Annotated in this window: 10 protein-coding genes; 9 read left to right on the top strand and 1 reads right to left on the bottom strand. The window is 71.5% G+C overall.

The annotated features are described in order from the left end of the window. Positions 1 to 34: 34 nt before the first annotated feature. From ACZ607_RS14265 to ACZ607_RS14250, 4 genes are all read left to right on the top strand, one after another. Positions 35 to 1702 (top strand): fumarate hydratase, encoded by a 1668-nt coding sequence (locus ACZ607_RS14265; protein WP_469735021.1) that lies wholly within the window; start codon positions 35 to 37, stop codon positions 1700 to 1702. 177 nt (positions 1703 to 1879) lie between these two features. Next, positions 1880 to 3283: a class II fumarate hydratase gene (locus ACZ607_RS14260; RefSeq protein ID WP_469735020.1), complete on the top strand. Its 1404-nt coding sequence runs from the start codon at positions 1880 to 1882 to the stop codon at positions 3281 to 3283. A gap of 44 nt (positions 3284 to 3327) precedes the next feature. Continuing rightward, positions 3328 to 4056: a cytidylyl-2-hydroxypropylphosphonate hydrolase gene (fomD, locus tag ACZ607_RS14255; protein WP_469735019.1), complete on the top strand. Its 729-nt coding sequence runs from the start codon at positions 3328 to 3330 to the stop codon at positions 4054 to 4056. Positions 4057 to 4439: 383 nt separating this feature from the next. Then, positions 4440 to 6377 carry a SpoIIE family protein phosphatase gene (locus tag ACZ607_RS14250; RefSeq protein ID WP_469735018.1) on the top strand — a complete coding sequence of 646 codons (1938 nt, stop codon included), beginning with the start codon at positions 4440 to 4442 and terminating at the stop codon, positions 6375 to 6377. 85 nt (positions 6378 to 6462) lie between these two features. On the opposite strand, the gene ACZ607_RS14245 is transcribed toward ACZ607_RS14250, so the two are convergent. After that, complete coding sequence (locus ACZ607_RS14245) at positions 6463 to 8694, bottom strand: transglycosylase domain-containing protein (protein ID WP_469735017.1); 2232 nt, start codon at positions 8692 to 8694, stop codon at positions 6463 to 6465. Between the two features lie 231 nt (positions 8695 to 8925). On the opposite strand from ACZ607_RS14245, the gene ACZ607_RS14240 reads away from it, so the two are divergent. From ACZ607_RS14240 to ACZ607_RS14220, 5 genes are all read left to right on the top strand, one after another. After that, entirely contained in the window at positions 8926 to 9897 is a 972-nt protein-coding gene (locus ACZ607_RS14240; protein WP_469735016.1) for an SPFH domain-containing protein, read from the top strand. Then, a complete protein-coding gene (locus ACZ607_RS14235) occupies positions 9894 to 10157 on the top strand; it encodes a type II toxin-antitoxin system antitoxin (protein WP_469735015.1) in 264 nt (87 codons plus the stop codon). The genes ACZ607_RS14240 and ACZ607_RS14235 overlap by 4 nt, the downstream gene beginning before the upstream one ends. 101 nt (positions 10158 to 10258) lie before the next feature. Continuing rightward, entirely contained in the window at positions 10259 to 10783 is a 525-nt protein-coding gene (locus ACZ607_RS14230) for a PadR family transcriptional regulator (protein WP_469735014.1), read from the top strand. Continuing rightward, positions 10780 to 11466, top strand: a complete 687-nt coding sequence (locus ACZ607_RS14225) for an ABC transporter ATP-binding protein (protein ID WP_469735013.1) — start codon at positions 10780 to 10782, stop codon at positions 11464 to 11466. The genes ACZ607_RS14230 and ACZ607_RS14225 overlap by 4 nt, the downstream gene beginning before the upstream one ends. Continuing rightward, positions 11463 to 13859: an FtsX-like permease family protein gene (locus tag ACZ607_RS14220; protein ID WP_469735012.1), complete on the top strand. Its 2397-nt coding sequence runs from the start codon at positions 11463 to 11465 to the stop codon at positions 13857 to 13859. Before ACZ607_RS14225 ends, ACZ607_RS14220 begins: the two co-directional genes overlap by 4 nt. Positions 13860 to 13873: the final 14 nt, after the last annotated feature.

The raw sequence follows: 13873 nt of genomic DNA, 5'->3' as shown, positions 1-13873 counted from the left end.
GTCAGCCGCTGTCGCCGAGTGAGGAATGGCCGTAATGCCAGAGTTTGCGTACTCCGATCTGCTCCCCCTGGGAGAGGACACCACGCCGTACCGGCTGGTGACCGCCGACGGCGTCTCGACCTTCGAGGCCGACGGCCGTACGTTCCTCAAGGTGGAGCCGGAGGCCCTGCGCACCCTGGCGGCCGAGGCCATGCACGACATCTCCCACTACCTGCGCCCCGCCCACCTGGCGCAGCTGCGCCGCATCGTGGACGACCCGGAGGCCTCCTCCAACGACAAGTTCGTCGCGCTGGACCTCCTGAAGAACGCGAACATCGCCGCAGCGGGTGTCCTGCCGATGTGCCAGGACACCGGTACGGCGATCGTCATGGGCAAGCGCGGGCAGAACGTGCTCACCGAGGGCGGTGACGAGGAGGCCCTCTCGCACGGCATCTTCGACGCGTACACCAAGCTCAACCTGCGCTACTCGCAGATGGCCCCGCTGACCATGTGGGACGAGAAGAACACCGGCTCGAACCTCCCGGCCCAGATCGAGCTGTACGCGACCGACGGCGGCGCGTACAAGTTCCTCTTCATGGCGAAGGGCGGCGGCTCGGCCAACAAGTCGTTCCTCTACCAGGAGACGAAGGCCGTCCTCAACGAGGCCTCCATGATGAAGTTCTTGGAGGAGAAGATCCGTTCGCTGGGCACGGCTGCCTGCCCGCCCTACCACCTGGCGATCGTCGTCGGCGGTACGTCGGCCGAGTTCGCGCTGAAGACCGCCAAGTACGCGTCCGCGCACTACCTGGACGAGCTGCCCGCCGAGGGCTCCCCCACCGGTCACGGCTTCCGGGACAAGGAGCTGGAGCAGAAGGTCTTCGAGCTGACGCAGAAGATCGGCATCGGCGCCCAGTTCGGCGGCAAGTACTTCTGCCACGACGTGCGGGTGGTGCGCCTGCCCCGGCACGGCGCCTCGCTGCCCGTCGCCATCGCCGTGTCCTGCTCGGCCGACCGCCAGGCCACCGCGAAGATCACCGCCGAGGGCGTCTTCCTGGAGCAGCTGGAGAAGGACCCGGCGCGCTTCCTCCCGGACACCACCGACGAGCACCTCGACGAGGCGGGCGACGTCGTACGCATCGACCTCAACCGCCCCATGGACGAGATCCTCGCCGAGCTGACCAAGTACCCGGTCAAGACCCGGCTCTCGCTGACCGGCCCGCTGGTCGTGGCGCGTGACATCGCGCACGCCAAGATCAAGGAGCGGCTGGACGCGGGCGAGGAGATGCCGCAGTACCTCAAGGACCACCCCGTGTACTACGCGGGCCCGGCGAAGACCCCCGAGGGGTACGCCTCCGGCTCCTTCGGCCCGACGACGGCCGGCCGCATGGACAGCTACGTCGCGCAGTTCCAGGCGGCGGGCGGCTCGAAGGTGATGCTCGCCAAGGGCAACCGGTCCAAGCAGGTCACCGACGCGTGCGACGCGCACGGCGGCTTCTACCTCGGCTCGATCGGCGGCCCCGCCGCGCGCCTGGCGCAGGACTGCATCAAGAAGGTCGAGGTCGTCGAGTACGAGGAGCTCGGCATGGAGGCGGTCTGGCGGATCGAGGTCGAGGACTTCCCCGCGTTCATCGTGGTCGACGACAAGGGCAACGACTTCTTCACCGAGCCCGCCCCGGCCCCCACCTTCACCAGCATCCCGGTCCGCGGCCCCGGCCTCGGCTGACCGCACACCCGACGGAGGGGCGCGCCCGGTTCGCCGGACGCGCCCCTCCGGCGTGCGCGGCCCCGGTGGACGCGTGAACGTCGGGGCGGGGTGTGATCCGTCCGCGTGCCCCGGGCAGGAGTAGCGGGGAATACGGCGGGCGCGGACCGTGCTCGCCTCAGCAGGAGGTAGGACACCATGGGCGAACCGGCCGAGGACACGCAGTACCGCGTCGAGCACGACTCGATGGGCGAGGTGAGGGTGCCCGCGCACGCGAAGTGGCGGGCACAGACACAGCGCGCGGTGGAGAACTTCCCCGTCTCCGGCCAGCGGCTGGAGCGGGCCCATATCGAGGCCCTGGCCCGGATCAAGGCCGCGGCGGCGAAGGTCAACGCCGAGCTGAAGGTGCTGGATCCGGACATCGCGGACGCGATCCAGGAGGCCGCCGCCGAGGTGGTGGCGGGGCGCTGGGACGAGCACTTCCCGGTCGACGTGTTCCAGACGGGTTCCGGCACGTCGTCCAACATGAACACCAACGAGGTCGTGGCGACGCTCGCCACGGAGCGGCTCGGGCGCGAGGTCCACCCCAACGACCACGTCAACGCCTCCCAGTCGTCGAACGACGTGTTCCCGTCGTCGATCCACATCGCGGCGACCGCGGCGGTCACCGCGGACCTGATCCCGGCGCTCGAACACCTGGCCGCTTCCCTGGAGCGGAAATCGGCCGAATTCTCGGACGTCGTGAAGTCGGGCCGTACGCATCTGATGGACGCCACCCCCGTCACCCTGGGCCAGGAGTTCGGCGGGTACGCGGCGCAGATCCGGCACGGTGTCGAGCGGCTGCACTCCTCGCTCCCCCGGCTCGCCGAACTGCCCCTGGGCGGTACGGCGGTGGGTACGGGGATCAACACCCCGCCCGGCTTCTCCGCCGCGGTGATCGCCGAGGTCGCCCGTACGACCGGGCTGCCGCTCACCGAGGCCCGTGACCACTTCGAGGCGCAGGGTGCCCGGGACGGGCTCGTCGAGACGTCGGGCCAGCTCCGTACGGTCGCCGTCTCCCTCACCAAGATCTCCAACGACCTCCGCTGGATGGCCTCCGGCCCCCGTACGGGGCTCGCGGAGATCAGCCTGCCCGACCTGCAGCCCGGGTCCTCGATCATGCCGGGGAAGGTCAACCCGGTCGTCCCGGAGGCCGTGCTGATGGTCGCGGCCCAGGTCACGGGCAACGACACCACGGTGGCCGTCGCGGGCGCGGCCGGGAACTTCGAGCTGAACGTCATGCTCCCGGTCATCGCGAAGAACCTGCTGGAGTCGGTGCGGCTGCTCGCCAACGCCTCCCGGCTGCTCGCCGACCGTACGGTCGACGGCATCACGGCCCATGTGGAGCGGGCCCGGCAGTACGCGGAGTCCTCGCCCTCGGTCGTGACGCCGCTGAACAAGTACATCGGCTACGAGGAGGCCGCGAAGGTCGCCAAGAAGTCCCTGGCCGACGGCACGACGATCCGGGAGACCGTGCTGGCCGGAGGATACGTCGAGCGCGGCGACCTGACGCGGGAACAGCTGGACGAGGCCCTGGACGTGTTGCGTATGACCCGGCCCTGACGCGTAACGCACCGTACGGGCGGGTGCGTCCCTAAGATCTCTTCATGACAGCGACGGACGCGGGTACGGGAGCAGGCTCCGGGGCGGGTGCGGGGGACGGGGTGCGCTGGTCGCCGGGGGACCGGATCCTCTGGCGCTACCGGGACAACGAGAAACCCCGCCCCGGTGAGGCCGGGGGCGGCCGGACGGTGCACATCTGCCGGCCGGTCACCGTCGTGCAGGACACCGACGAGCTGCTGGCGGTCTGGATGGCGTCCGGCACCGAGTGCGTGCGGCCGGTCCTCGCCGACGGCACCCAGGTGCACGCCGAGCCGCTCGCCACCCGTTACACCCGGCCGCGCACGACGGTGCGCTCCCGGTGGTTCGGCTCGGGCGTGCTCAAGCTCGCCCGGCCGGGCGACCCCTGGTCGGTCTGGCTGTTCTGGGACCGCGGCTGGCTCTTCCGCAACTGGTACGTCAACCTGGAGGAGCCCCGGTCACGCTGGGCGGGCGGGGTCGATTCGCAGGACCATTTCCTGGACATCTCGGTGCGCCCCGACCACAGCTGGGAGTGGCTCGACGAGGACGAGTTCGCCCAGGCCCAGCGGGTCGGTCTGATGGACGAGGCCACCGCGCGGCGGGTGCGTGAGGCGGGCCTGGCGGCCGTCGAGGTGATCCAGCGCTGGGGCTCACCGTTCAGCGATGGCTGGGAGCACTGGCGGCCCGATCCCCGGTGGCAGGTCCCGCCGCTGCCGGATGACTGGGACCGCACCCCCGCCCCCACGCCGTCGTGAGACCCTTGATGCACCCCAGGGGGGCAAACGTAGGATCGCCCTCCATGAACCGCTCCACCGGACCGATGCGCCACAACCGGCGTGACCGGACAGGGGCCTGACCACCAGTCACCGCACGCATCGCATGAGTCACACGGTTTACGGAGCCGGGCGGGCCATGCGTCGCACGCACCACTACGAGGGGGTGGAGACGTGTTCGCTGTCCGCTGCCCGGCCACCGGCAGACCCCCTGCCGACCGGCCCGCCGAGCGTACGGTTTCGGCCCCTTTTCCGAGGGCATCCGGTGACAGCCGTTGTTCTCACCGCTCTTGCCGGGGCACAGTGGCGCAGCCCCCCGAGGTGATTGCCTCATACAACCGGCCCGGACGGACGGAATCCCACGCGTGACGGAGCACCCCACCTCCCACGAAGGCCGGCAGCCCCTGGCCGCCCGGCCGCAGGAACGCGCCCGGCCCCGGCAGGAGGAGGCCCCGCCGGGCGCCGCTGCCACCGCCGCGATCCCCGGCCCTTCCCCGGTGCCGCACCCGGCGGCAGGCCCGGGCGCCGTACCGAGTCCGGCACCCGGTGCGGACGGCGCCGCGGCCGTCGCCGACACGCAGACGGTCAGCCGCCGCGAGGGGGACCGGCTGCGTTTCGTCGGCGCGGCGACCCGCCGGATCGCGCGCGGCATAGACCTGGACGAGATCGTGCTGGGCCTGTGCCGGGCGAGCGTGCCCACCTTCTCCGACGCCATACTCGTCTACCTGCGCGACCCGCTCCCGGTGGGCGACGAGCGGCCCGTCAGCCCCTTCGTGCTGCGGCTGCGGCGCACCGACCGGCTGCGGCTGGCCGACGAGGAGAGCGAGAGCGGGCCGGAGGGCGAGCGGCTGCGGCTGTCCGTCACCGATTCGCAGGCCGGGCTGCTGCCCGCCGCCGACCTCTGCGAGATCCGGGCGGGCGGTGCGCTCGACGAGGTGCTGCGCGGGGTGCGGCCCGTCTTCGGGGACTCCGCCGCGGCCCGCGTCGCCCTGCCCGAGCTGCTGGGTGCCGGGCGGACCGTGCCGACCGGGCACCGCGCGATCCTGGCTCCGCTGCGGGGCCGCCGCCGGGTCATCGGCGCGGCCGTCTTCCTGCGCGGCACGGACCGTCCGCCGTTCGAGGCGAACGACCTCCTGGTCGCCGCCCAGCTGGCCACGCACACCGCGCTCGGCATCGACAAGGCCGTGCTGTACGGCCGCGAGGCGTACATCGCCGACGAGCTCCAGCGCACCATGCTCCCCGACTCGCTGCCGCAGCCCACGGGCGTACGCCTGGCCTCCCGCTACCTCCCGGCGGCGGAGACGGCCCGGGTCGGCGGCGACTGGTACGACGCGATCCCGCTGCCCGGCAGCCGGGTCGCCCTGGTCGTCGGTGACGTGATGGGGCACTCCATGACGTCCGCGGCGATCATGGGCCAGCTGCGCACCACCGCGCAGACCCTGGCCGGCCTCGACCTGCCCCCGCAGGAGGTCCTGCACCACCTGGACGAGCAGGCGCAGCGGCTCGGCAGCGACCGCATGGCGACCTGCATGTACGCGGTGTACGACCCCGTCGCCCACCGCATCACCATCGCCAACGCCGGCCACCCGCCGCCCGTGCTGCTCCACCTGGGCGGCCGGGCCGAGGTGCTGCGGGTGCCGCCGGGCGCGCCGATCGGTGTCGGCGGGGTCGATTTCGAGGCGGTCGAGCTGGACGCCCCGGCGGGGGCCACGCTGCTGCTGTACACGGACGGCCTGGTGGAGTCCCGGATGCGGGACGTCTGGACGGGCATCGAGATCCTGCGGGAGCGGCTCGCCGCCACCGCCCAGCTCACCGGCCCGGACCACTCGCCGCCGCTGGAGGCCCTCTGCGACGACGTGCTGGACATGCTCGGCCCGGGCGACCGGGACGACGACATCGCGCTGCTGGCCGCACGCTTCGACGGGATCGCGCCGAGCGATGTCGCGTACTGGTTCCTGGAGCCGGAGGACGCGGCCCCCGGCCGGGCCCGCAGGCTGGCCCGCAGGGCGTTGAGCCGCTGGGGTCTGGACGACCTCTCGGACGAGGTGGAGCTGCTGGTCAGCGAGGTGGTGACCAATGCGGTGCGCTACGCGGAGCGGCCGGTGACGCTGCGACTGCTCCGGACGGACATCCTGCGCTGCGAGGTCGGCGACGACTCCCCGCAGCTGCCCCGGCAGCGGCGCGCCCGGGAGACGGACGAGGGCGGGCGCGGGCTGTTCCTGGTCAACCGGCTGGCCCGGCGGTGGGGTGCGACCCGGCTCTCGACGGGCAAGGTCGTCTGGTTCGAGATGGCCACCCCGTGACCTGATCCCCGAGGCGGGATACGGGTGAGGGGCGGGTGCCGTGCCGGCACCCGCCCCTCACCCGTATCGCTGTCCGCGGCCTCCGCTACTGCCCCAGCAGGTCGTCGCCGCCCGGGCGCTCGCCCGGCGGCTGGTCCCCGTCGTCGGGGTCCTTCGTGGTGCTGGGGCTCCCGCTCGGGTCCCCCGAGGGGGTCTCGCTGGGGGTATCGGCCGGCGGTGACTCCTCGCCGGCTGTCTCGCTCGGCGACTCGCTGGGCGTCTCGGGCTCCTCGGACGGGGTCTCCGATGGCTCGTCGCTCTCGGACGGGGTGACGGAGGGGCTCTCGGTCACCGAGGTCTCACCGCGCTCCACGTCCTCCAGGTCGAAGGTGGCGTCCGAACCGCCGCCGAGCGCGCCCCGGGTGTAGTCGGCCCAGATCTTCGCGGGGAAGCCGCCGCCGTTGGCGCGGCCGGAGTTGGCCGTGCCGGTCAGGCTGACCTGGCCGCCGCCCTCCTTGGTCGACTCCCCGTAGAGGGCGACGACGGTCGTGAGCTCCGGGGTGTAGCCGGCGAACCACGCCGCCTTGTTGTTCTCCGACGTACCGGTCTTGCCCGCGGCGTCGTAGGCGGAGGTGTTCGCCTCGTGCCCCGAGCCGACGTCGACGACCTCGGTCAGCGCCTGCGTCACGGTGTCCGCGGAGGCCCGGCTGATCGCCTGGCCGCCCACCCCGTCGACGGGCTCCATGGTGTGGTCGCGGTGCTCGGCGGACTTCACGATGGTCGGGGTGACCTTCTTGCCGTGGTTGTCGAGCGTGGCGTACACCCCGGCCATGTCCCACGTCGAGGCGTTCATGGTGCCGAGCGTGATCGCCGGGCGTTCGGGGAAGTTCTTGTCCGGTACGCCCATGTCCAGGGCGGTCTGCTTCACGACGCTCGGGGTGACGTCGACGACCATCTGGGCGAAGACGGAGTTGATCGACTTGTCCATCGCCCTCTGGACGGTCGGGCTGTCGTAGCTGACGTCGTCCTCGTTCTCCGGGGCGAACGGGGTGTCGCTGCCGACGACCGGGCGCTTGCTGGTGCCGTCGTAGACCGTGTTCAGGCCGATCAGGTCGCCGTCCTGGGTGGTCGACTCGTTCTCCAGCGCGGAGGCGAGCACCAGGGGCTTGAAGGTGGAGGCCGGCTGGTAGTCCTGGCGGGTGGCGTTGGAGATGTAGTGCTCGGTGGCGCCGACACCGCCGTACAGCGCGACGACCTTGCCGGTCTTCGGGTCCACGGAGGTGGCGCCCGCCTGGACGGTCGCGTCGACCTTGTTGGTCTTACGGTCGAGCTGGTCCTCCAGCTGCTTGTCGACCGACTTCTCCAGCTGCTTCTGCCGCTTCCTGTCGATGTTGAGGGTGATCGTCCAGCCGCCGGCGTCCAGCATCTCCTCGGTGACGCCCTGCCGCTTCATCTCGTTGTTCGCGGCCTCGACGAGGTAGCCGGTCTGGCCGTCCATGCCGGGGGCCGCCTTGGGCGCGTCCGGGACGGGGAACGTCATCTTGTCCCGCTCGGCCCGGTCGAGCCAGCCCTCGTCGACCATGTTGTTGAGCGTGTAGGCCCAGCGGTCCTTGACCAGTTTCTTGCCACGCTCGGAGGCCACCGCCCAGTCGTACTGGCTGGGGGCCTGGAGCAGGGCGGCGAGATAGGCGCCCTGCGAGGTGTCGAGGTCCTTGGCGTCGACGCCGTAGTACGCCTGGGCCGCCGCCTGGATGCCGCTCGCGCCGCGCCCGTAGTAGACGGTGTTGAGGTAGCCGACGAGGATGTCGTCCTTCTCGGTCCGCTGGTCGACCTTGAGGGAGATCACCAGCTCCTTGAGCTTGCGGCTGACCGTCTGGTCCTGCGTGAGGTAGTAGTTCTTCACGTACTGCTGGGTGATCGTGGAGCCACCCTGCTTGCCCTTGCCGGAGAGCGTGTTGAGCAGGCCTCGCGCGGTGCCCTTGAGGTCGACGCCCTGGTCCCGGTAGAAGGACTTGTTCTCGGCGGCCACGAAGGCGTGCTGGACGCCCTTGGGTATGGCGCCGATGTCGACGATCTCGCGGTTGACCTCGGAGTTGCTCCGGGCGAGGAGCGTGCCGTCGCTGTACTTGTACACGTTGCTCTGCTTCTCGGCCTGGGCGTTGGCCTCGGGCACGTCCACGTAGACGTAGAGCACCGCGAAGGCGCCCATCACGAGCAGGCAGAGTCCGAAGAAGGTGCCCAGCATCTTCCGCCAGGTGAAGAGCCGGCGTATGCCACCGCCCCTGGCGGCCCGGCGCGCTTCCCGCCCCTGGGCTCGTCGCGCATCCGCTCGACCCATCGCTGTGGTGCTCCTGTTCTTCTGCTCGTACCGCTCGTACCGATCAGGTCAGACGTGCCAGCTAACACCGAAAGCCTGGACAAAAGACAAGCGATCCGGCCTTTTCCGGACGTGAGAATCAGCACCCGGTCCTGAAGGAACCGACTCCCGAGGGGTGGACAAGGTTGCGAGAGGCATTAATGTGTAATCACATTGCTAGCGCGGTGCTAAGCCGCAGGAAACGGGGGACCCATGTCCGCACCACACGACCTTCCCGGCGCCGACGGCCCTGGCGCCGAACTGACCCCGGACACGCCCGAGATGCCCGCGCCGCAGGTCAGGGAGGTGACCGCCCACTCCATCCCCGGCGGTCTCGGCCTGCTCCTGACCGTCCTCGGGGTCTTCCTCGGCGTGGCCCTGTGCATCGTCGGCGGCGTCCTCGGCTCCGACGGCCACAACGGGGTCGGCGTCCCGCTCTTCGTCCTCGGGCTGCTCCTCGCCATCGCGTCCTTCTTCTGCATGAGCGGTGTGAAGATGGTCGCTCCGGGCGAGGCCCGGGTCATCCAGCTCTTCGGCCGGTACGTCGGCACGATCCGCGCGGACGGCCTGCGCTGGATCAACCCGCTGACCTCCAGCCGCAAGATCTCCACCCGGGTCCGCAACCACGAGACGGCCGTCCTGAAGGTCAACGACGCGTACGGCAACCCGATCGAGCTCGCGGCCATCGTCGTCTGGAAGGTCGAGGACACGGCGCAGGCGCTCTTCGAGGTCGACGACTTCCTGGAGTTCGTCGCCACCCAGACCGAGGCGGCGGTCCGGCACATCGCGATCGAGTACCCGTACGACGCCCATGACGAGGGCGGGCTCTCCCTGCGCGGCAACGCCGAGGAGATCACCGAGAAGCTCGCGATCGAGCTCACGGCGCGGGTGCAGGCGGCGGGTGTCCGCATCATCGAGTCCCGCTTCAGTCACCTCGCGTACGCGCCGGAGATCGCCTCGGCGATGCTCCAGCGGCAGCAGGCGGGGGCGGTCGTCGCGGCCCGCCAGCAGATCGTCGAGGGCGCGGTGGGCATGGTCGAGATGGCGCTGACCCGGATCGCGGAGCAGGACATCGTCGAGCTCGACTCCGAGAGGAAGGCCGCGATGGTGAGCAACCTGATGGTCGTGCTGTGCGGTGACCGTGCGGCGCAGCCGGTCCTGAACACGGGGTCGCTCTACCAGTGACCGACGACGCGGCTCCTCCTCCCGGACGGGGCGCCCGGCGCGGGCCCACCCGTAAGCAGATGCTGCTGCGGCTCGATCCGGCGGTGCACGATGCGCTGGCCCGGTGGGCCTCGGACGAGCTCCGCAGCGCGAACGCGCAGATCGAGTTCCTGCTGCGGCGGGCGTTGTCGGAGGCGGGCCGGCTGCCCGGCGGGGCGTCCCCGATCCCCCGCCGGGGCCGCCCCCCGAAGACCCCGCCGCCGGAGCCGCCCCCGGAGTGACACATTCCGGCCCCGCACATTCCAGCCCCGCCGGCGATTGAGGCGCGGGGGTCCGGGGGGCGTATACATGCCGGGTATACACACCATGTACAGTGCAGCACATGTCAATCGGTCACACCCTCCTCGGGCTCCTGGAGTCCGGCCCCCGCCACGGCTACGACCTCAAGCGCGCCTTCGACGAGAAGTTCGGGCACGATCGCCCCCTGCACTACGGCCAGGTCTACGCGACCATGTCCCGCCTGCTCAAGAACGGGCTCGTCGAGGTCGACGGCGTCGAGACGGACGGCGGGCCCGAGCGCAAGCGGTACGCCATCACGGACGCCGGCATCACCGACGTCGCCGCCTGGCTGGCACAGCCCGAGAAGCCCGAGCCTTACCTCCAGTCGACCCTGTACACCAAGGTCGTCCTGGCCATGCTCACCGGCCGCAACGCCGCCGACGTACTGGACGCGCAGCGCTCCGAGCACCTGCGCCTGATGCGCATCCTCACCGACCGCAAGCGCAAGGGGGACCTCGCCGATCAGCTGATCTGCGACCATGCCCTGTTCCACCTCGAAGCCGATCTGCGGTGGCTGGAACTGACCGCCGCCCGGCTCGGCAAGCTCGCCGAGGTGGTGGCCCCGTGATCCCCGCCGGCTCCCTGCTCGCCGCCCACGACCTCCACAAGACCTACGGCTCGACGCCCGCGCTGGACGGCGCCTCGTTCTCCGTCCACCCCGGCGAGGTCGTCGCCGTGATGGGCCCCTCCGGCTCCGGCAAGTCGACCCTGCTGCACTGCCTCGCCGGGATCGTCACCCCCGACTCCGGCACCATCACCTACGCCGGCCGCGACATGTCCGCGATGTCCGACGCCCAGCGCAGCGCCCTGCGCCGCAGCGACTTCGGCTTCGTGTTCCAGTTCGGCCAGCTCGTCCCCGAGCTCACCTGCGTGGAGAACGTCGCCCTGCCCCTCCGGCTGAACGGTGTCCGCCGCAAGGACGCCGAGCGCACCGCCCTCTCCTGGATGGAGCGCCTGGAGGTCGAGGACCTCGGCGCCAAGCGCCCCGGTGAGGTCTCCGGCGGCCAGGGCCAGCGCGTCGCCGTGGCCCGCGCGCTCGCCGCCACCCCGAAGGTGATCTTCGCCGACGAACCGACCGGCGCGCTGGACTCCCTCAACGGCGAGCGCGTCATGCAGCTGCTCACCGACGCGGCCCGCTCCGCCAACGTCGCCGTGGTCCTGGTGACGCACGAGGCCCGCGTGGCCGCCTACTCCGACCGCGACATCACCGTGCGCGACGGCCGGGCCCGCGACCTGGAGCACGCCGTATGACGCTGCTCGACGAGAAGCGGACCCCGGCGCCCGCCCCCGCGCCGTCGGCCCGCCCCTCCCGCACCCCGCCCTGGCTGCGCGACCTCGCCCTCGGCATCCGGTTCGCCGCGGGCGGCGGCCGCGAGGGCTGGACCCGCACCCTGCTCACCGCGGTCGGTGTCGGCCTCGGCGTGACGCTCCTGTTCCTCGCCGCCTCCGTGCCGCACGCGCTCGACGCGCGTACCGAGCGGGAGAACGCGCGCAGCGAGACCAGGATCTCCGACAACCCCGACGCCCAGGGGACGAAGTCCGACACCTCGGTCATGCGGATCGCGGCGGAGACCGACTACCGCGACCGCACGATCCTCGGCCATCTGATGCGCGCCGAGGGGGCCCACCCGGTCGTCCCGCCGGGTGTCGACGCCCTGCCGGCGGCCGGTGAGATGGTGGTCTCCCCCGCCCTGAAGGACTTCCTCGACGACCCGGACCACGCGCTGCTCAAGGAGCGCTTCCCCTACAAGGTGACCGGCACCGTCAAGGACGAGGGACTGCGGTCACCCAAGGAGCTGTTGTACTACGCCGGCAGCGACACGCTGACCCCGGCCTCGGGCGCCCACCGCGTCATCGGTTACGGCGATCCCTCACCGACCCCGCCGCTCGCCCCGCTGCTCGTGGTGCTGGTGATCATGGTCTGCGTGGTGCTGCTGGCGCCCGTCGCCATCTTCATCGCCACCGCCGTGCGCCTGGGCGGCGACCGCCGGGACCGCCGGCTGGCCGCGCTGCGCCTGGTCGGCACGGACATCAGGTCCACCCGCCGGATCGCGGCGGGCGAGGCCCTCTTCGGCTCGGCCCTCGGCCTTCTCATCGGGCTGGTGCTGTTCCTGACGGGGCGCCGGTTCGTCGGCCTCGTGGAGATCTGGGACGTCAGCGTCTTCCCCGCCGACCTCGCCCCCGACCTGCGGCTGTGCCTTCTCATCGCCCTCGCCGTCCCGCTGACCGCGGTGCTCGTCACGCTGACCGCGATGCGCTCGGTGGTCATCGAACCGCTCGGCGTGGTCCGCAACAGCCGGGCCCGCAAGCGCCGCGTGTGGTGGCGGCTGCTGCTGCCGCTCGCGGGGCTCGGCGTGTTCGGGCTCACCGGCAGGGCCGGCGAGTACGAGGTCGTCAACCCGTACGCCATCGCCGGCGGCGCGGTCCTGGTCCTCGTCGGGCTCGCCCTGCTGCTGCCGTGGCTGGTCGAGGCCAGCGTGAACCGGCTGCGCGGCGGACCGGTGCCCTGGCAGCTCGCCACCCGCAGGCTCCAGCTGAGCAGCGGGGCGGCCTCCCGCGCGGTCAGCGGCGTCACCGTGGCGGTGGCCGGCGCGGTGGCCGTGCAGATGCTGTTCGCCGCGATGAACGCCGACTTCAACAAGGCCACCGGGCAGGACACCAGCCGCGCCCAGTTCTACGCCACGTCGGAGCAGGTCGGCGGCAACGCCGCCGTGCAGACCATCCAGGAGTTCCGCGCGACCGAGGGCGTCACCCAGGTCATCGGCATGATCGAGGCGTACGCCAGCAAGCCCGGGAAGTACGCCGAGGACGACATCCAGCCCACCACCTCCTTCAGCATCGGTGACTGCGCCACCCTGCGCGAGGTCGCCCGCATCGACTCCTGCGAGGACGGCGACACCTTCGTCGTGCACCCCAGGGACGACAAGGAGATGTCGGGCTGGATGGACAAGACCGCCCGCAAGGGCAAGGAGGTCGAGTTCGAGTCCGGCACCGGCAGGAAGCTGCGCTGGACGCTGCCCGCCGACGCGCGGACCGTGGTCGGCCGCAAGGACCCGGTCGGCGAGGACCGCTGGGGAATCATGGTCACGCCCGGGGCGATCGACGCGACCACCCTGCCGGGCGCGAGCACCGTCTCGCAGATCCGTATCGACGACAGCGTCCCGGACGCCGCCGAGTACGTACGCAACACGGCGGCCCGCATCGACCCCGGCATGCGCCTGGTCACCATGACGTCCTACGAACGCGACCGCCAGTACGCGAGCATCCAGACCGGTCTCCAGGTGGGCGCGACCGCCACCCTGCTGCTGATCGCCGCGTCCATGCTGGTCTCCCAGCTGGAGCAACTGCGTGAGCGCAAGCGGCTGCTGTCGGTCCTGGTGGCCTTCGGCACCCGGCGGGCCACCCTCGGCTGGTCGGTGCTGTGGCAGACCGCGGTCCCGGTGGTCCTCGGGCTCGCCGTGGCGGTGGCCGGCGGCCTGGCCCTCGGCGCCGCCCTGTGCTGGATGGTCCGCAAGCAGGTGTCCGACTGGTGGTTGTTCCTGCCGCTGGCCGGCGCGGGCGCCGCCCTCATCCTGCTGGTCACCCTGCTCTCCCTGCCGCCGCTGTGGCGCATGATGCGCCCCGACGGGCTGCGCAGCGAGTAGCACCGCCCGCGGCG

The sequence above is a fragment of the Streptomyces sp. NPDC104381 genome (assembly GCF_055583745.1).
Note: the sequence above shows the minus strand (reverse complement) of the source record. Positions and strands in the feature narration are given on the sequence as shown.